The 17,473-nt window shown below is 66.7% G+C and carries 16 protein-coding genes and 1 pseudogene; 12 read left to right on the top strand and 5 right to left on the bottom strand.

All coding sequences use genetic code 11. The features are described from left to right. Nucleotides 1-304 (top strand): annotated as a pseudogene (locus AC5RTT_RS07650) (hypothetical protein); the annotation flags it as partial. Between the two features lie 22 nt (nucleotides 305-326). Here AC5RTT_RS07650 and AC5RTT_RS07645 read toward each other — a convergent pair. Together AC5RTT_RS07645 and AC5RTT_RS07640 are read right to left on the bottom strand one after the other, a co-directional pair. Continuing rightward, nucleotides 327-884, bottom strand: coding sequence for a DUF1697 domain-containing protein (locus tag AC5RTT_RS07645; RefSeq protein WP_494144676.1), 558 nt, complete (start codon nucleotides 882-884; stop codon nucleotides 327-329). Nucleotides 885-926: 42 nt separating this feature from the next. After that, nucleotides 927-1,646: an IclR family transcriptional regulator gene (locus tag AC5RTT_RS07640; protein ID WP_494008572.1), complete on the bottom strand. Its 720-nt coding sequence runs from the start codon at nucleotides 1,644-1,646 to the stop codon at nucleotides 927-929. Nucleotides 1,647-1,760: 114 nt separating this feature from the next. Between AC5RTT_RS07640 and leuC the strand changes: the two genes are divergently transcribed. The 6 genes from leuC to AC5RTT_RS07610 all read left to right on the top strand — a co-directional run bounded on the left by leuC (nucleotide 1,761) and on the right by AC5RTT_RS07610 (nucleotide 8,293). Next, entirely contained in the window at nucleotides 1,761-3,233 is a 1,473-nt protein-coding gene (gene leuC / locus AC5RTT_RS07635; protein WP_494144675.1) for a 3-isopropylmalate dehydratase large subunit, read from the top strand. 9 nt (nucleotides 3,234-3,242) lie between these two features. Beyond that, the gene (gene leuD / locus AC5RTT_RS07630) at nucleotides 3,243-3,845 is read left to right on the top strand and encodes a 3-isopropylmalate dehydratase small subunit (protein ID WP_494050697.1); all 603 of its coding nucleotides are present in this window, start codon (nucleotides 3,243-3,245) and stop codon (nucleotides 3,843-3,845) included. A gap of 148 nt (nucleotides 3,846-3,993) precedes the next feature. Next, on the top strand, nucleotides 3,994-5,319 hold the full coding sequence (gene murA, locus AC5RTT_RS07625; protein ID WP_494144674.1) for a UDP-N-acetylglucosamine 1-carboxyvinyltransferase: 1,326 nt from the start codon (nucleotides 3,994-3,996) through the stop codon (nucleotides 5,317-5,319). 9 nt (nucleotides 5,320-5,328) lie between these two features. Beyond that, nucleotides 5,329-6,102, top strand: coding sequence for a lysophospholipid acyltransferase family protein (locus AC5RTT_RS07620; protein ID WP_494144673.1), 774 nt, complete (start codon nucleotides 5,329-5,331; stop codon nucleotides 6,100-6,102). Further along, the gene (locus tag AC5RTT_RS07615; RefSeq protein WP_494144672.1) at nucleotides 6,099-7,151 is read left to right on the top strand and encodes an NAD(P)H-dependent glycerol-3-phosphate dehydrogenase; all 1,053 of its coding nucleotides are present in this window, start codon (nucleotides 6,099-6,101) and stop codon (nucleotides 7,149-7,151) included. Before AC5RTT_RS07620 ends, AC5RTT_RS07615 begins: the two co-directional genes overlap by 4 nt. A gap of 2 nt (nucleotides 7,152-7,153) precedes the next feature. Further along, the gene (locus AC5RTT_RS07610) at nucleotides 7,154-8,293 is read left to right on the top strand and encodes a D-alanine--D-alanine ligase family protein (protein WP_494050694.1); all 1,140 of its coding nucleotides are present in this window, start codon (nucleotides 7,154-7,156) and stop codon (nucleotides 8,291-8,293) included. Between the two features lie 44 nt (nucleotides 8,294-8,337). Here AC5RTT_RS07610 and AC5RTT_RS07605 read toward each other — a convergent pair whose 3' ends face one another. Next, nucleotides 8,338-8,841 carry a DUF3515 domain-containing protein gene (locus AC5RTT_RS07605; protein ID WP_494144671.1) on the bottom strand — a complete coding sequence of 168 codons (504 nt, stop codon included), beginning with the start codon at nucleotides 8,839-8,841 and terminating at the stop codon, nucleotides 8,338-8,340. Between the two features lie 115 nt (nucleotides 8,842-8,956). Here AC5RTT_RS07605 and AC5RTT_RS07600 point away from each other — a divergent pair, with 115 nt between their 5' ends. The 5 genes from AC5RTT_RS07600 to rsmD all read left to right on the top strand — a co-directional run bounded on the left by AC5RTT_RS07600 (nucleotide 8,957) and on the right by rsmD (nucleotide 15,438). Next, entirely contained in the window at nucleotides 8,957-10,324 is a 1,368-nt protein-coding gene (locus tag AC5RTT_RS07600) for a hypothetical protein (protein ID WP_494144670.1), read from the top strand. Between the two features lie 135 nt (nucleotides 10,325-10,459). Further along, nucleotides 10,460-11,497, top strand: coding sequence for a thiamine-phosphate kinase (gene thiL, locus AC5RTT_RS07595; RefSeq protein ID WP_494144679.1), 1,038 nt, complete (start codon nucleotides 10,460-10,462; stop codon nucleotides 11,495-11,497). Nucleotides 11,498-11,519: 22 nt separating this feature from the next. Continuing rightward, entirely contained in the window at nucleotides 11,520-12,506 is a 987-nt protein-coding gene (locus AC5RTT_RS07590; protein ID WP_494008564.1) for a DAK2 domain-containing protein, read from the top strand. Further along, complete coding sequence (locus AC5RTT_RS07585) at nucleotides 12,496-14,769, top strand: ATP-dependent DNA helicase RecG (RefSeq protein ID WP_494144669.1); 2,274 nt, start codon at nucleotides 12,496-12,498, stop codon at nucleotides 14,767-14,769. The genes AC5RTT_RS07590 and AC5RTT_RS07585 overlap by 11 nt, the downstream gene beginning before the upstream one ends. 39 nt (nucleotides 14,770-14,808) lie before the next feature. Beyond that, nucleotides 14,809-15,438, top strand: a complete 630-nt coding sequence (rsmD, locus tag AC5RTT_RS07580) for a 16S rRNA (guanine(966)-N(2))-methyltransferase RsmD (RefSeq protein ID WP_494144668.1) — start codon at nucleotides 14,809-14,811, stop codon at nucleotides 15,436-15,438. Between the two features lie 3 nt (nucleotides 15,439-15,441). Here rsmD and AC5RTT_RS07575 read toward each other — a convergent pair whose 3' ends face one another. Together AC5RTT_RS07575 and AC5RTT_RS07570 are read right to left on the bottom strand one after the other, a co-directional pair. After that, complete coding sequence (locus tag AC5RTT_RS07575; RefSeq protein WP_494144667.1) at nucleotides 15,442-16,230, bottom strand: spermidine synthase; 789 nt, start codon at nucleotides 16,228-16,230, stop codon at nucleotides 15,442-15,444. Then, complete coding sequence (locus AC5RTT_RS07570) at nucleotides 16,230-17,453, bottom strand: aminotransferase class I/II-fold pyridoxal phosphate-dependent enzyme (RefSeq protein WP_494144666.1); 1,224 nt, start codon at nucleotides 17,451-17,453, stop codon at nucleotides 16,230-16,232. The genes AC5RTT_RS07575 and AC5RTT_RS07570 overlap by 1 nt, the downstream gene beginning before the upstream one ends. Nucleotides 17,454-17,473 lie beyond the last annotated feature (20 nt).

The raw sequence follows: 17,473 nt of genomic DNA, 5'->3' as shown, positions 1-17,473 counted from the left end.
GCCGCGGCCGATGCCTCTCAGTGACGGCCGGCGTCGTGCCCGTGTCCGTGGCGGGCGGCCTCTGTCCAGATGGAGGGCGAAGATCCTACTGCGCACGTCCGGCGTGGTGCTTGGGGTCTTCCTTGCCGTCACCGGACGGATCGTTGCCGCCGGTGCCGCAAGCTCCCGGGCCAAAAGGGCGCGGAAGCGGCTGAACAAAGCCGTAGCAGCCGTGGCCCAAAAGCTGATCGTGGAGCCGGTGGAGGTGGAGGTGGCCAGGCTCGCCGCCTTCAACGCCGCCTTGAGGCGTGCCGGGGAAAGCTAGGAACGATCCCGCGGGCCGGCCGCTACCGCTGCCCGCCGGCACCCTCCAGCGCGGCCGCGGCGTCACGGACCTTGATGAGCGTCCGCAGGTTGCGCGTTGTGGTGGCTGACTTGAACTTTGCCTTTGCCGAGAGCTTGCTGAAGGGGCTGTCCAGCGTTCCGCCGGCCGGTGCCAGCCAGGCCAGGGCTTCCGGGCCGAGCCGCTGCTGTTGGTTGCCCTCAAGGGCGGCACCGGCGGCGTCAAGGTCGTCCAGCACCTTGGGGTCCGACGACAGCGTGATGTAGGTATGGGTGGACTTGTCGTCCGCCGGCCAGGGGCATGCTTCCACCAGCGCAGCCACCCGGGCTGCGTCCAGGACCACCACCCAGGCCTCGTAGCCGAAGGCGGTGCGGAGGCACTCTTCGCATTCGCGCTTGACGGCACCGGCATCACGGCTGCTGGCGAGCACCACGTTTCCGCTGGCCAGGAGGGTCTTTGCGTCGGCAAAGCCGCAGCCGTTCAGGGCCTCGCGCAGATCCGCCATCCTGATATTGATCCCGCCCACATTGATGCCGCGAAGGAACACCGCATAGCTGCCCATGGGCACAGCCTAGCGCCCGGGCATGGCGCCGGCCGGGATCTGTCAGTCGCTGTTCTTGCGCAGGGCCTCGGTGAGGATGCGCCCGGCGTTGCACACCACTTCCGCGTGCAGCCGGCCGGGCTGGCGGGTGAGCCGCTCGATGGGACCGGAGATGGACACGGCGGCGATCACGCGGCCCGACGGCCCGCGCACCGGTGCAGAGACGGAGGCGACCCCCGGCTCACGTTCGCCGAGGCTCTGGCCCCAGCCCCGGCGTCGTACGCCCGCCAGCACGGTGGGCGTGAAACGGGCGGACTGCAGGCCCTCCAGCAGTCGGTCGTGGTCCTCCCAAGCGAGGAGCACCTGCGCAGCTGATCCTGCCTTCATGGACAGCTGGGTGCCGACCGGAATGGTGTCGCGCAGGCCGATGGGGCGTTCCGCCGAGGCCACGCATACGCGCCAGTCGCCCTGGCGGCGGAAGATCTGCGCGCTCTCGCCGGTGGCGTCCCGGAGCTGCATCAGGACAGGTCCAGCGGAGGCGATCAGGCGGTCCTCGCCCGCCGCGGACGCCAGCTCAACGAGCCTGCTGCCCAGGACGAAGCGTCCCTGGATGTCCCGGCTGACCAGCCGGTGGTGGACCAGCGCAAGTGCCAGCCGGTGGACAGTGGGCCGGGCCAGGCCGGTGGCAGCCACCAGCTGTGCGAGGGTGGTGGGGCCGGCCTCGAGTGCATCAAGCACCTGGGCAGCTTTATCAATGACACCGACTCCACTAGAATTGTCCATGTAATGATATTGCCGTCTCAATATCTGAGATGCAAATCTTCCGGGTGGCGCATGGTGAAGCCGTCCTGATTCAGTTGGAACAATCAATCACAACAGCAGTGAAGGGAGCTGGCCATGGCAAAGACATTGGCCGAGAAAGTCTGGGACGCGCACGTGGTGCGCAAAGGTGACGGCGACGGAGCCAACGCCCAGCCCGACCTTCTCTTCATCGACCTTCACCTGGTCCACGAGGTCACGTCGCCGCAGGCCTTCGAAGGCCTGCGCCTGGCCGGACGCAAGCTGCGGCGTCCGGATCTGACCATTGCCACGGAGGACCACAACACTCCGACGCTGGACATCGACAAGCCTATCGCCGACCTCACCAGCCGCACCCAGATCCAGACCCTGCGCAACAACTGTGCCGAGTTCGGCGTCCGGCTGCACAGCCTGGGCGACGCCGAACAGGGCATCGTGCATGTGGTGGGCCCGCAGCTGGGGCTGACCCAGCCCGGCATGACCGTGGTCTGCGGCGACTCCCACACCTCCACCCATGGTGCCTTCGGTGCGCTGGCGATGGGCATCGGGACGTCCGAGGTGGAGCACGTGATGGCCACCCAGACACTCTCCCTGAAGCCGTTCAAGACCATGGCGATCAACGTTGAGGGCACCCTCCGTCCCGGCGTTACCGCCAAGGACATCATCCTTGCCGTGATCGCCAAGATCGGCACCGGCGGTGGCCAGGGCTACGTTCTGGAATACCGCGGATCAGCCATCCGCGCCCTGTCCATGGACGCCCGGATGACCATCTGCAACATGTCCATCGAGGCGGGCGCCCGCGCCGGCATGGTGGCACCGGATGAAACCACGTACGCCTACATGAAGGGCCGCCCGCACGCGCCGGAGGGCGCCGACTGGGACGCCGCCGTCGAATACTGGAACACGCTGAAGACCGACGACGACGCCGTCTTCGACGCGCAGGTGGACCTGGACGCCAACACCCTGGAGCCCTTCGTTACCTGGGGCACCAACCCGGGCCAGGGCGTTTCGCTGTCCGAATCCGTGCCGTCGCCGGAGGACTTCGGCGACGAGAACGCCAAGGCGGCAGCGGAGCGCGCCCTGCAGTACATGGGGCTTGAGGCCGGCACGCGCATGAAGGACATCCGCGTCGACACCGTCTTCCTGGGTTCCTGCACCAACTCCCGGATCGAGGACCTCCGTGCAGCGGCTGACATCATCCGGGGCCGGGAAAAGGACCCTCAGGTCCGCATGCTGGTGGTTCCCGGGTCCGCACGGGTCCGCCTGGAGGCCGAGGCCGAGGGCCTGGACCGCGTGTTCAAGGACTTCGGTGCCGAATGGCGCTTCGCCGGCTGTTCCATGTGCCTGGGCATGAACCCGGACCAGCTGGAGCCGGGGGAGCGCTGTGCCTCCACCTCCAACCGCAACTTCGAAGGACGCCAGGGCAAGGGCGGCCGCACCCACCTGGTGTCCCCGGTGGTGGCCGCGGCAACAGCCGTCCGCGGCACGCTCAGCTCGCCGTCGGACCTCGGCCCGGCCCCTGAACCGGCGGCCAAGCCTGCCGGAACCGCCATCCGCACCGACGCAGCCTAGGAGCCAGCCATGGAAAAGTTCACCAAGCACACCGGCGTCGGCGTCCCGCTGCGCCAAAGCAACGTCGATACCGACCAGATCATCCCCGCGGTCTACCTCAAGAGGATCACCCGCACCGGCTTCGAGGACGCCCTGTTCTCCGCCTGGCGCAAGGATCCTTCGTTCATCCTGAACCAGGAGCCGTTCAAGGCCGGTTCTGTCCTGGTGGCCGGCCCGGACTTCGGCACGGGCTCCTCGCGTGAGCATGCGGTGTGGGCCCTGAAGGACTACGGCTTCAAAGCGGTCCTTTCATCGCGGTTCGCGGACATCTTCCGCGGCAATTCCGGCAAGCAGGGACTGCTCGCCGCGCAGGTGGCCCAGGATGATATCGAGCTGATCTGGAAAGAGCTGGAGAATGCTCCGGGCACCGAAGTTACAGTGGACCTGGAGTCCAAGACAGTGGTGTGCGGCAACATCGTGGCGCCGTTCGAGATCGACGACTACACCCGCTGGCGCCTGCTGGAAGGCCTGGACGATATTGGGCTGACCCTGCAGCACGAGGCAGACATCACGGCGTACGAGGCCACCCGCCCCGCCTTCAAGCCGAAAACCCTGCCGGCCAGGCTTTCCTGACCGCTCCAGAGCTTCCGTCCGCAGTACCCGGGCCCCGCCACACCACGTCGGCGGGGCCCGCGTATTTCGGTTCGGTAACACGACCTCCTATGCTTGGGTGGAGCCTTTGCAAGGATTTGGGGGCGAGTAATCGTGAGGAAACCGGTATATGAGTAGTGTTCTGACAATCCGCGGCGGAGTCCCGCTTACAGGCCGCGTCAGCGTCCGGGGGGCAAAGAACCTGGTTCCCAAAGCCATGGTGGCCGCGCTGCTGGGCAATGAACCGTCGGTGCTGCGGAACGTCCCGGAAATCAAGGACGTGGAGGTAGTCACCTCCCTGCTGCAGCTGCACGGCGTCACGGTGGTCAAGGACCCCGTCAACGGAGATCTCACCCTTGATCCCAAGGATGCGAAGACGGCGCCGAGCACGGCGATCGACGCCCACGCCGGCGATTCCAGGATTCCCATCCTGCTCTGCGGACCCCTGATCCATGCGATCGGCGAAGCTTTCATCCCGGATCTGGGTGGCTGCAAAATCGGCGACCGCCCCATCGACTACCACCTGGATGTCCTGCGCCAGTTCGGTGCCGTGGTGGAGAAGCGTCCCGGCGGTATCCACATCTCCGCCCCCAAGGGACTTCACGGCGCCAAGATTTCCCTGCCGTACCCGTCGGTGGGTGCCACGGAGCAGGTGCTCCTGAGCGCCACCCGCGCCGAAGGCATCACCGAGTTGTCCGGTGCAGCAACCGAGCCCGAGATCATTGACCTCATTGCCGTGCTGCAAAAGATGGGCGCCATCATCAGCGTCCAGACCGACCGGACCATCCGCATCGAGGGTGTCCGCGACCTGGGCGGCTACAACCACCGTGCCCTGTCCGACCGCAACGAGTCCGCATCCTGGGCCTCCGCCGCCCTGGTCACCCGCGGCGACATCTTCGTTGAGGGTGCATCGCAGCGCGACATGATGACTTTCCTGAACACCTACCGCAAGGTGGGCGGCGGAATGGACATCGGCGAGGACGGGATCCGTTTCTACCACCCGGGTGGAAAGCTGAACCCGCTGGTCCTGGAAACCGACGTCCACCCCGGCTTCATGACCGACTGGCAGCAGCCGCTGGTGGTGGCCCTCACGCAGGCTGAGGGCGTGTCCATCGTCCACGAGACGGTCTACGAGAACCGGTTCGGCTTCACCGACGCCTTGATCAGAATGGGTGCCAGCATCCAAGTGCACCGCGAATGCCTGGGCAGCGTCCCCTGCCGGTTCGGGCAGCGGAACTTCCTGCACTCGGCAGTGATTTCCGGCCCCACCCAGCTCAAGGGAACAGACATTGACGTGCCGGACCTCCGCGGCGGCTTCAGCCACCTGATCGCCGCGCTGGCAGCTACCGGAACCTCACGTGTCACCGGCATCGACATCATCAACCGTGGCTACGAGCGCTTCACCGAAAAGCTCGCCGGACTCGGTGCCGATTTCGACATCACCACCAAGAACTAGCGGGGGACGGTGAAGGAATCGGCCAAGAGCCGCGCGACCTTCGTGGCGGTCGCGGCGATAGTACGTCCCCTGTTCAACCTCATGATGGACAAGAAGTGGGAGGGCACCGAAAAGCTGCCCGCGGGAGGCTTCATCGCCGCGCCAAACCACTGCACCGAGATCGACCCCCTGATCATCGGCCACCTCCTCTACAACCACAAGCGGGCGCCGCACTTCCTCGCGAAGTCCGGACTGTTCAAGGTTCCGGTCCTGGGCTGGGTTCTGCGGGCCACCAAGCAGATCCCGGTGGAACGCTCGACGGCGGGGGCGAACCGATCCCTGCAGGTCGCCCAGGAAGTGGTCGCCGAGGGCGGGGCCATCATCATCTACCCCGAGGGAACCCTCACCCGCGATCCCGACCTGTGGCCGATGAAGGGCCACACCGGCGCCGCACGTCTGGCCCTTGAGGGCGGCATCCCCGTAGTGCCGATTGCCCACTGGGGCGCGCACGAGGTCTTTCCGCGCTATGGCAAACGGTTCCATCTCTTCCCGCGGAAAAAGTCGCGGGTTGTTGTTGGCGAGCCGGTGGACCTCAGCGCGTTCTCCGGAAAGCCCCTGGACAAAGCCACCCTCACGGCGGCCACCGACATGATCATGGACGCCATCACCGGCCTCCTGGCTGACCTGCGGGGTGAGCAGCCGCCGGCCGAGCGCTGGGATCCGGCGCGGAAGCAGCAGGCAAAGCACGGGAGGTTCGTTGAACGCGGACATCAGCAGTCCGCCAACGGGACGGATGCACAGTGACGCTTAACGCGGACCTGACCGGTTCTGCGCAGTCCGTGGCCGTGCTCGGCGCCGGATCATGGGGGACCACATTTGCGAAGATCCTGGCCGATGCCGCCATTGCTGCGGACTCACCGCGGGCCATCAGGGTCTGGGGCCGGCGCGCCGAGGTGGTTGAACAGATCAACGGCAGCCATCGCAATGAGCAGTACCTGAAGGACATCGCCCTTCCCGCCAGCATCACAGCCTCCACCGACGTCCGTAAGGTGCTCCACGGGGCCGACCTCGTGGTCCTGGCGGTCCCGGCCCAGTCACTGCGGCCGCAACTGCGGGAATGGAAGGCCCTGATCTCGCCGGGGGCAATCGTTGTTTCCCTCATGAAAGGCCTTGAGCTCGGCACCGACGCACGCATGAGCCAGGTCATCCAGGAGGAGCTGGACCTGCCCGGCGACCGGATCGCCGTCGTCTCCGGCCCCAACCTGGCCATGGAGATTGCCCGCGAGGAACCCACCGCCTCCGTGGTGGCCTGCGCGGAACCGGCAGTCGCCGGGTGGCTGGCAAGAAGCTGCACCGCGCCGTACTTCCGGCCCTACACCACCTCGGACGTGGTGGGTGTCGAGATCGGCGGCATCGTCAAGAACGTCATCGCTCTGGCCGTGGGCATCTGCGAGGGCAAGCAGATGGGGGACAACACCAAGGCCTCGGTCATCACCCGCGGACTTGCGGAAACCTCACGGCTGGCCCTGGCCCTGGGCGGTGATGCGAAAACCATGGCCGGGCTCGCCGGCCTGGGCGACCTGGTGGCCACCTGTTCGTCGCCGCTGTCCCGGAACCATACCGCCGGGCGGCTTCTCGGCCAGGGCCTCACCCTCGAGGAAGTGGGCCAGAAGATGACCCAAACAGCCGAGGGCATCAAGTCGGGCCAGGCCGTGCACGAACTGGCGGGCAAGCTTGGCGTGGACATGCCCATCACGGCCGCCGTCGTGGCAGTGCTTGCCGGCAAGCTGTCCGTTAACCAACTGGGGACTGTCCTGCTGTCCCGGGAACTGAAACCTGAAGGCGATTACTGACCATGTCCCATGACAACCTGACCGCAGGCAAACCGGCCAAACCCCGGGTAGCGGTACTTTTCGGCGGCCGCTCCAGCGAGCATGCCGTCAGCTGCGTCACCGCTGCCGGAGTTCTCGGCGCCATTAACAAGGACAAGTACGAGGTGATTCCGATCGGAATCGCCAAGTCCGGGCAGTGGGTGCTGGCCTCCGCAGACACCGCCCAATGGTCCCTTTCCTCATCGGCGCTGCCGGAGGTTGCGCCGTCGGCGGAGACTGTCACGCTCGCCGAGATCGGCGGCGAGCACCAGCTGATCGTGGCGGCACCCAACGAAGTCCCGAAGGAGCTGGGGACCGTTGACGTGGTCTTCCCGCTGCTGCACGGCCCGTTCGGCGAGGACGGCACTATCCAGGGACTGCTGGAGCTTTCAGACACCCGCTACGTCGGCGCCGGGGTCCTGGCCTCCGCGGTGGGCATGGACAAGCACTTCATGAAGGTGGTCTTCGAGGCTGCCGGGCTGCAGGTGGGCCCATACATTGCTGTCACGGACCGGCAGTGGCGCAAGGACCCGGAAGCCGTCCGCAAGCAGGTGGATCGGCTCGGTTTCCCCGTTTTCGTCAAGCCGGCCCGGGCCGGTTCGTCCATGGGCATCTCCAAGGTGGACTCCCTGGAGCACCTGGACGCCGCCATCGAGGCGGCACGCCGGCATGATCTCAAGCTTGTCATTGAGGCAGGAATTACGGGCCGCGAGATCGAGTGCGCCGTGCTGGAAGGCAGGGGCACCGACGCCCCGCGGACCTCGATGCCCGGCGAGATTTCCGTGGCAGGGGGCGGCCACCAGTTCTATGACTTCGAGGCAAAGTACGTTGAGGACAATGCCGCGGCACTGAGCTGTCCCGCCGACATCCCCGAGGAAGCCATTGCCCGGGTCCGTGAGCTTGCCGCGGCAGCGTTTGACGCCGTCGGCGCCGAGGGGCTGAGCCGGGTGGACTTCTTCTACACGCCCGAAGGCGAACTGGTGATCAACGAGATCAACACCATGCCGGGCTTCACGCCGAAGAGCATGTACCCGCAGATGTGGGCCGCGTCGGGGCTCAGCTATCCCGACCTGATCGACGAGCTCATCCACCTGGCGCTGAACCGGAAGACGGGCCTGCGCTGACGTGCCCCGGAGGGCCCTTCCGGAGCATCCCGGAGGGGCCTTTCCTATTGGCTCTGCGGCAGGTCCTGCAGCTCTTCCTGGCCAACGCAGTTCCGGGTGGCAGGGATTTTTCCGGCCGAGGGGGCAAGGTCAGCGAGGACCGTGGCCGAACTGATCTTGTCAGGATCCATGAGGATCTCGGTGGCCGGTTCACGGCCGTAGGTTGTCAGTGTCCACACCGGGTCGCCCTCCTTGATGACCCAGTCAATGCCGTTCACGGTCACGCACCGGTCTGTCGTCGGCCCTGGCACATTGACACCGCAGCGCAGGATGACCAGGGACGGGTCGCCCCACGCCGCGGTTCCCTGGCTGTTCGTCTTCCGCAGCTGCGCTTCTCCAATCGCATCCGGCAGTGACACCATCATGGGGGCGCAGGCCGGATTGGCAGCATCCTTTGCGGCCGTGACGTCCACGGCAGGGGAACACCCGGCCAGGGAGAAAGCGGCAAGTGCTCCAACCAGTGCAATCCTGGCGGCACGGACGGGCAGGGAACGCGTGGGGCGGTGCATTTTTCCATCATCCCGGCTTGCGCGTGGCAAGACCAATCGCCCGGCTGTCCCTCTTGACAGCGCCCGGGTGCCGAAGTGCCCTGTTGCTTACGCGCCCTTATAAGCTGGCTTCATCATGAAAAATACCGCTGTTGCTGTGCCATCCCACCGGCTGGATCCAGAAGCAAAGACATCCCAGCCCATCCGCGCACGCAGCATCAGGGCAGCGGGTGTGCTTGCCGCCGTCGCGGGCTTGGGCTTCCTCGCATGGTTCCGGCTTCCGGAAGTGACCCGTGGCACGCTCTGGGCCGAGGACGCGGCAGTCTTCCTGGCCGACACGATGTCCATCGGCGCCTGGCAAAGCATCACCGACCCCTACGCGGGCTACCTGCACACCATCCCGCGGATTGTTTCGGGCATTGCCTATACGGCCGCTCCGATCGACGCCTATGCCACCCTTGTTTCCTTCCTGAGCTGCGTGGTGGTGAGCGCAGTTTCCGTGGCCACCTACTTCTTGTCCGCGCAGATGTTCCCCCACCGGAGCTACCGCCTCATGTTGGCCCTGATCCCGGTCCTGGTCCCCCTGGGTCCCCTGGAAGTCCTGGGGAACGTTGCCAACCTGCACTGGTACCTGCTCTGGCTCTGCCCATGGCTGCTGGTTTACGAGCCGCGTGGATGGGTGGGGCGTGCCGGGCTTTTTGTTGCCACCCTGGCCGCCGCCACAACCGAGATCATCGTGGGTATCTTCCTCCCCCTGGCCTTGTGGTCACTGGTGAAAAGGCGGAACTATGCGGCCCCGCTGGCCTTGGTTGCCGGCATCGGCCTCCAGTTGCTGGCCACGGTCGCGGATCCCCGCTACGCCGAAACGCCCCGCCTGGACTCCATGCAGCCATTGTCCGTCATCTACGGATTTATCCTGCAGGCAGTCGGCTCGATCTGGGAACCGGACGCCGGCAGGATGGCGCTGAACGTCGTGACTTTCGGCGGGTTTGCCGTTGTTGTCCCCGCCATCATCATTCTCGGGCTGCTCACCTACATCGCCGTCTACGGGCGCGCCCGCTGGAAAGTTGCAGCCCTGTATGCGGCGGGCGCTGCCGCGGCCTGCTGGGCGGCTGCCACGGTGCTCAACCCCTCACCGGAATTCGATTTCGCGAACTTCTCGGAGGACGACTGGCTGTCCGGCTTCACGTTCTTCCGCTATGCGGTTACGCCATCCATGTTCCTTCTTGCCCTGGTGCCCATGGCCTGCGCCGTGGCTGAGGACAGAGGGGTCATCGGGCGCAACCGGGCCAGGTACCTGGCTCCTGTCCTGATGGCGGTTTTCCTGTCCACCAGCTACTTCGAGGCAACGCCTGCCCGGCAAACCGGGCCCGAATGGACAACCGGGGTCCAGGCTGCCGCCGCACAGTGTACGGCTGACCCCTCGCTGGCCGAGGCTGTCATCGCGGTGACGCCCGCCACCTGGCAGGTGGCCGTTCCGTGCCGGGTGCTGTCCGGCCGGTAGGTGGGCGGCCCGAAGGCGCCCATTGTCAGGGCCGCGCTGTAGCGTAGTGCCGTGCCTGAAAAGCCCCTGAGCAACAGTGAATCCATCCCCGCCGGCGGGAGCAGCGCCCGTCCTGTACCTCCGAACTCCTTTACCCTGCAGCCCGGCAGCCCGGAACGGCAGCCGGTCGTGGCCGGACTGTCCGAGGCCGAACTGCTGGCCAGGATCTTTCCCAGGCTTGCCATGGACAACCGGCACACCGAGGCCACACTCCTCGGACCGGGGGATGACGCCGCGGTGCTTGCCGTACCCGACGGTCGAACCGTCATCAGCATCGATACCCAGGTCGAGGACCAGGATTTCCGCCTTGCCTGGACCAACGGCTACCGCACCACCGGCTACGACGTCGGCTGGAAGGCAGCAGCGCAGAACCTCAGCGACATCAATGCCATGGGGGCAAGCGCAACATCCATGGTGGTAAGCCTTACGCTGCCGCCGGACACCCCGGTCAGCTGGGTTGAGGACCTGGCGGACGGGCTCACCGCGGGGATCCGGGAACTCGGTGCAGGCCGCTGCTCGGTTGCCGGAGGCGACTTGGGCCGGGGGCGGGAAATCTCCGTTACGGTGGCCGTTCTGGGAACGCTCGATGGCGGCGCCGCGGTTCTGCGTTCCGGTGCGCGGCCCGGCGATGTCCTGGCGCTGGTAGGCACGGCAGGCCACGCTGCTGCGGGCCTCGCGCTGCTCGAATCTGAGGTACCCGTGGACAGTATCAGCCCGGAACAGCGGGTGTTCCTCGATTTGCAGTGCCGGCCGCGGCCTCCACTGTCGGCCGGTCCTGCCGCCAGGGCTGCCGGGGCCAGCGCCATGCTGGACGTTTCGGACGGACTGGTCCGCGATGGCAGCCGGCTGGCGGTTGCCAGCCACGTGGCCGTTGACCTCGACCCGGAGCAACTGGTGCGGCTGGCATCCGTCCTGCAGCCGGCCGCAGAGCTGCTCGGAGTCGATGCCAGGGAATGGATCCTCGGCGGCGGGGAGGACCACGGGCTGCTTGCCACATTCCCGTCCGGCATTCAGCTGCCTCCCGGATTCACTGCGATAGGCTCGGTACAAGCACTGGGAATCAACGAGGTTCCGGGCGTCAGGATTGCGGGCCGGTCCGCGGACACCGGGGGATGGGATCACTTTGCACACTAAGGTTGCCGCCAACGCGCAAGCGATGAAGAGGTGGCTGGGTAAGGCTGAAACTGCCCTGGGCAACCACAGCGACCGCCTGAACGCCATCAATATCTTCCCCGTGGCAGACGGGGACACCGGCACCAACCTGTACCTGACCGTCCGGGCAGCAGCGCACTCCCTCGCCGCCGGTGCGGACCAGCCGGCGCAAATGGACGTTGGTGCAGTCCTGTCCACCGCAGGGCAGGCTGCCCTCGAAGAGGCACGGGGCAATTCCGGGACGCTGTTCTCCGTATTCCTCTGCGCCGCGGCGGAGCCGCTGGAGGGCCACACCCGGCTGACCTCCACCCTTCTGGCTGCGGCACTGAACCGGGCCCAGATCCGCGCCTGGTCCGCCTTGAGCGACCCCGTGCCGGGCACCATGCTCTCCGTCATGGAAGCCGCAGCGCGCGCAGCGGCCGCAGTCGACGCCGGGCAGAACGGAGACGACAGCAACCATGCCCTGGGCCTGGCGCTGGATGCCGCCGTTGAGGGGGCGCTCGCAGCGGTCATCCAGACGGAGGACCAGCTCGATGCCCTGACCACCGCGCACGTTGTGGATGCCGGCGGCGTCGGCATGCTCCTGATCCTTGACTGCCTTCGCTCCGCGGTCATGGGAGTGGAGCTCCAGAGCGAACTTCTGGACGGCCTTCACGGCTACGACGTCGCCGACCCCCACATCCATGCCGACATGCCGGACGACGACGGCGTGGAGGTCATGTGCACCATCAGCCTGTCCCCGCTGAACGCCGCCACCCTCCGGCAGCGCCTGGACGAAATCGGCGAATCCGTCATCATGAGTCAGGTGGGCAGCGGCGCCGACGCGGGCGGGAACTACCGGTGGCGGGTCCACGTCCACGTGCCGGATCCGGATCCTGCCGTCGCCATCATCCGGTCCCTCGGCGAACCCTCGCAGATCAGCATCAGTGAACTCGCGCTGCCGAGGGATCCCGACGCCAACGCAGTCAACACCGCCGGGCATGAACGCTGAGCTGGACCTGGCCCTGGAACGACGCATTGGCAAACGTTCCGCCGCCGTCATCGAAAAGCACCTGGGCATCACCACGGTCGGGGAGCTGCTGAACTACTTTCCACGCCGCTACCTGACCCGCGGCGAACTGACGCCCATCAGCGACATTCCGCTTGATGAGGACGTCACCCTGATCGCCCGGGTCCTCTCCAGCAGTACCCGGACCATGCGCGCCCGGAAGGGAACCATCACCGACGTCGTCATTTCGGACGACGACGGCCAGTCCGGGCTGCGCCTTGTGGGCGGCACCGACTACCGGGGGAAAGTCCCGGGTACGCTCAAGATCAGCTTTTTCAACGGTTACCGGGCCAAGGCTGAACTGCTGCCCGGCAGGCGGGCCCTGTTCTCGGGCAAGGTCACCAGCTTCAAGGGATCCCTGGGCTTGACTAACCCCGATTACCACGTCCTGGACGAGGAGCCGTTTTCCACCGGCGGGCAGGACGCCGGCAAGTTGGCCGCCATGCCCATCCCCGTCTATCCCGCAACGGCAAAGCTTCCGAGCTGGAAGATCCAGAAGGCGGTCGCCGCCTTGCTGGAGACAGCGGAGCTCGGCTCACTGCCGGACCCCGTCCCACCGGCCGTAGCTGAAAGGGAGGGCTTCCTGCCCCTCCATCAGGCGTACCGGCTGATCCATGCACCCGAATCGGCGGCGGACTGGAAGCAGGCGCGGGAACGGCTCCGGTACCAGGAAGCGCTGGTCCTGCAGGCGGCGCTGGCCCGGCGCAGGGCCCAGCTGGCGTCGGAGGAGGCCACCGCACGGCGGCCCCGTCCTGACGGCGTACGCGCAGCGTTCGACCGCAGCCTCCCCTTCACCCTGACCGACGGCCAGGCCGTTGTGGGCAAGACGCTGGCTGGGGAGCTGGCCCGCGATGTCCCCATGAACCGGTTGCTTCAGGGTGAGGTGGGATCCGGCAAGACGGTGGTGGCGCTGCGTGCCATGCTGCAGGTGGTCGACGCCGGGGGACAGGCGGCCCTCCTGGCCCCCACTGAGGTGCTTGCCGCGCAGCATTATGATTCCATCCGCCGCACCCTTGGCCCGCTGTCCAGGGATGGCCTGCTGGGCGGCCTGGGCAGCGGGGACCGCGCATCCGTCCAGGTCACCCTGCTCACGGGGTCCATGCCGACGGCCGCCCGCAGGCAGGCAATGCTGGACGCCGCGTCCGGAACGGCCGGGATCGTCATAGGCACCCACGCCCTGCTCAGCGATAATGTGTCCTTCTATGACCTCGGCCTGATCGTGGTGGACGAGCAGCACCGGTTCGGCGTCGAACAGCGCGACGCACTCCGCGCCAAAGCCCGGAAACCACCGCACCTGCTGGTCATGACTGCCACTCCGATTCCACGCACGGTGGCCATGACCGTCTTCGGGGACCTGGAAACGTCCACCCTTGACGAACTGCCCAAGGGCCGGGCGCCCATCACCACGCACCTGGTGGGCCTCGCGGAAAACCCTGCGTGGGCCGGTCGGATCTGGGCCCGCGCGCGCGAGGAGGTGGACGCCGGCCACCAGGTCTACGTCGTCTGTCCCAAGATCGGCACCGACGACGACGGCGACTTCAGCCCCGGGGAGGCGGAGCCACCTGGCCTCGACACCGAGGAAAGCCAGCGGGAACTCGCCTCGGTGACAGCCGTCGTCGAACACCTGCAGGGTGAACCCTCCCTGTCAGGGGTGCCGTTGGCTCCGCTGCACGGCCGCCAGGACCCTGAGCTGAAATCGGCAACGATGGCCGGGTTCGTGGACAACACCGTCAAACTGCTGGTCTCAACCACCGTGATCGAGGTGGGCGTGGACGTCCACAATGCAACGCTGATGGTCATCCTCGATGCCGACCGGTTCGGCATCTCCCAGCTGCACCAGCTCCGCGGCCGGGTGGGCCGCGGAGGCCTGCCCGGCACCTGCCTGCTGGTCACGGCACTCGAACCCGGCCATCCCAGCCGGCGGAGGCTGGAAGCGGTGGCCGCGACAACCGACGGCTTCGTCCTGTCGCAGGAGGACCTGAAGCTCCGCCGCGAAGGTGACATCCTGGGAGCGTCCCAGTCCGGCGGGCGTTCCACCCTGAAGCTGCTGCGTGTCCTGGAGCACGAGGACGTCATCGCCCGGGCCCGGGAGGACGCACAGGACATTGTGGCCGCGGACCCCTTCCTGTCCCGCCACCCTGAACTGGCGGATGCCATCGAGAAGTACCTCAACCCGGAGAAGGAGGCGTTCCTTGAACGCGGATAACAGGGGAGCCGGATACGCCGGTGGAGCCAGGAGGCCAGAATGAGCCGGATCATAGCCGGTGCCGCCGGCGGCACCCCGCTGTCAGCGGTTCCCGGCTCCTTGACCCGCCCCACCACCGACCGCGTCAAGGAAGCACTGTTTTCCCGCCTCGACGCTTTCGACGTCATATCCGGCTCACGGGTGCTGGACCTTTACGCAGGCTCCGGTTCGCTGGGAATCGAAAGCGGCAGCCGGGGCGCCCAGGCCGTGGACCTGGTGGAATCCGATGCCAAGGCAAGCGCCGTCTGCCAGCGGAACGCGGACCTCCTCAACGGGGTCCTGGGGCGCAAAGCGGTAACGGTGCACCGGTCCAAGGTTGAGCCGTTCCTGGACCGCGCCGCGCCGGCCGCAAGCTGGGACCTGGTTTTCCTGGACCCGCCGTATCCCCTTGAGGAGGTGGCATTGTCCGCTGTGCTGGAGAAACTGGCCCCGCATCTCGCGCCGGCGGCGGTGGTGGTGGTGGAACGCTCATCCCGTTCCCCGGAGCCTGGATGGCCCGGCAGCCTGGCGCGGTTCGCGGAAAAGAAATACGGCGAAACCAGGCTGTGGTTTGCCGAGCCGTATGTGCCGGACGCGATTGCCGGCGAGGACATTCCGGAGGCGGCAGAGTCAGAGGGGCAAACCCAATAGGCGTTAGCCCGCCAGGGGGTCGAGGTCCACGCCGGCCAACACCCTGGCGGGGTGCGGGCCCCGGGCCACAAGTTCCGAGGACCATTCCCTTGGCCATGGCACCTGCGTGCCCGCCAGGATGATGTTGCCCGGGTACCGGCCCTCGAACATGCCCGCTTCGGCGACGGCAGCGACGTCGGCCATCGCCTGCCGCATTGCGGTTACCTGGCTGCGCACCAGCGTCAGTCCCGGCTCGTCACCGACGTTGACCACCAGCACACCCTCCGGGCCCAGCTTCTCCCGCGCTTCACTGTAAAAGCCCGCGCAGGCAAGATGGGCGGGGGCTTCGGGCCCGGAAAAAATGTCGAGGATGATGACGTCGAAGGTAAGCCCAGGGTCCAGTTCACCCAATGCATCCCTGGCATCCCCGGTGATGGTGTGAAGGTCCGTTCCGTCCGGAAGCGGAAGCTGACGCAGGACAAAATCAAGCAGTTCCCGCTCCAGTTCCACGGCATATTGCACTGACCCGGGCCGGGTGGCCTGGATGTAGCGGGCCAGCGTCAGCGCTCCGGCGCCCAGGTGCAACGCCCGGATCGGCTCTCCCGGAGGGGCTGAAAGGTCCACCAGGTGCCCGATCCTGCGGAGGTACTCGTAGAAAATCTCTTCCGGGTGGCCAAGGTTGACGTGGGACTGCTCGGCGCCGCCAATGCTCAACACATAGCTGCCCTTTGTGAAACTGTCCGGATGAACGGCGGCGTGCTGGCCCGTGCTGCGCAGGAACCTGGTGGCATGGCCGGTGTCCTCGGCGGACATCAGAGCCTTTCGCCCAGGGTGGCCAGCCTTCCGGCGGCTTCCTCAAGCACGGTGGTCTTCTTGCAGAAGGCAAACCGGAGCAGGCTGCGCGTCCGTTCCGCTCCTTCCGGGTGGCAGAACACCGGGACCGGTATGGCCGCCACGCCCACCAGGGCAGGCAGCCGCCTGGCAAGGTCCACCGAGTCCGTGATGCCCAGGGGGGCTGTGTCCACGTTGACGAAGTAGGTGCCCTGCGGGGAGAAGACCTCAAAGCCGGCGGCGCGCAGCCCGGCACTAAGGATGTCCCGCTTGTGCTCCAGGTCAGCGGCGATGCCTTTGTAAAAGGCATCCGGCAGGGCCAGGCCGGCTGCAATAGCCGCCTGGAAGGGCGTCCCGGAACTGTACGTGAGGAACTGCTTCACGGTCCGCGCTGCCGCCACCAGGTCTGCCGGCCCGGAAAGCCAGCCCACTTTCCAGCCGGTGAGCGAAAAGGTCTTTCCCGCCGAGGAGATGGTGATGGTCCGCTCTGCTGCCCCCGGAAGGCCGGCGACCGGGATGTGGCTGACGCCAAACGTCAGGTGCTCATAAACCTCGTCCGTGATGATGATGCTGTCGTACTTCCGGGCCAGCTCCACAATCCGCTGCAGGACGCTGCGGGGGAAGACGGCCCCTGTGGGATTGTGGGGATTGTTGACCAGAACAACCCGGGTCCGTTCACTGAACGCTGCTTCGACGGCCGCCATGTCCGGGAGGAAGTCCGGCGCCACGAGCGGTGCGGTCACATGGGTGGCACCCGCGAGGCCAATCACCGCGCCATAAGAATCGTAAAAGGGTTCGAAGGTGAGCACTTCGTCACCGGGGCCGGCGAAGGCAAGGAGGGACGCCGCGATGCCTTCGGTGGCTCCGGTGGTGACAACCACTTCTGTTTCGGGGTCCGGCGTCAGGCCATAGAAGCGCTCCTGGTGGGCTGCCACAGCTTCCCGCAACAGCGGGACTCCCTTGCCCGGGGCGTACTGGTTTGCTCCTGAACTGATGGCTGCGCGTGCCGCCTCGCGGATTTCCAGCGGCCCGTCCTCGTCCGGAAAGCCCTGGCCCAGGTTGATTGCGCCCGTCCGGACCGCCAAGCCGGTCATTTCCTCGAAGATCGTTACGCCCAGGCCGCCGTCGGGCGTCAGGAGATTGGCGCCGAGGGCCGTGCGCTGCCATGGGGCAGGAGCTGGGGAATGTTCCCGTCGAGGATGCATCCAGTCATGTTATCCCGGGC

It is taken from the genome of Arthrobacter sp. Y3221157 (assembly GCF_059089865.1).
Note: the sequence above shows the minus strand (reverse complement) of the source record. Positions and strands in the feature narration are given on the sequence as shown.

Coding starts and splice junctions, on each gene's coding strand:
- AC5RTT_RS07605 (WP_494144671.1), bottom strand. CDS start 8,841: ATGCACCGCCCCACGCGTTCCCTGCCCGTCCGTGCCGCCAGGATTGCA.
- AC5RTT_RS07600 (WP_494144670.1), top strand. CDS start 8,957: ATGAAAAATACCGCTGTTGCTGTGCCATCCCACCGGCTGGATCCAGAA.
- AC5RTT_RS07570 (WP_494144666.1), bottom strand. CDS start 17,453: ATGCATCCTCGACGGGAACATTCCCCAGCTCCTGCCCCATGGCAGCGC.
- rsmD (WP_494144668.1), top strand. CDS start 14,809: ATGAGCCGGATCATAGCCGGTGCCGCCGGCGGCACCCCGCTGTCAGCG.
- AC5RTT_RS07585 (WP_494144669.1), top strand. CDS start 12,496: ATGAACGCTGAGCTGGACCTGGCCCTGGAACGACGCATTGGCAAACGT.
- AC5RTT_RS07575 (WP_494144667.1), bottom strand. CDS start 16,230: ATGTCCGCCGAGGACACCGGCCATGCCACCAGGTTCCTGCGCAGCACG.
- AC5RTT_RS07590 (WP_494008564.1), top strand. CDS start 11,520: ATGAAGAGGTGGCTGGGTAAGGCTGAAACTGCCCTGGGCAACCACAGC.
- AC5RTT_RS07610 (WP_494050694.1), top strand. CDS start 7,154: ATGTCCCATGACAACCTGACCGCAGGCAAACCGGCCAAACCCCGGGTA.
- murA (WP_494144674.1), top strand. CDS start 3,994: ATGAGTAGTGTTCTGACAATCCGCGGCGGAGTCCCGCTTACAGGCCGC.
- AC5RTT_RS07640 (WP_494008572.1), bottom strand. CDS start 1,646: ATGGACAATTCTAGTGGAGTCGGTGTCATTGATAAAGCTGCCCAGGTG.
- AC5RTT_RS07645 (WP_494144676.1), bottom strand. CDS start 884: ATGGGCAGCTATGCGGTGTTCCTTCGCGGCATCAATGTGGGCGGGATC.
- leuD (WP_494050697.1), top strand. CDS start 3,243: ATGGAAAAGTTCACCAAGCACACCGGCGTCGGCGTCCCGCTGCGCCAA.
- leuC (WP_494144675.1), top strand. CDS start 1,761: ATGGCAAAGACATTGGCCGAGAAAGTCTGGGACGCGCACGTGGTGCGC.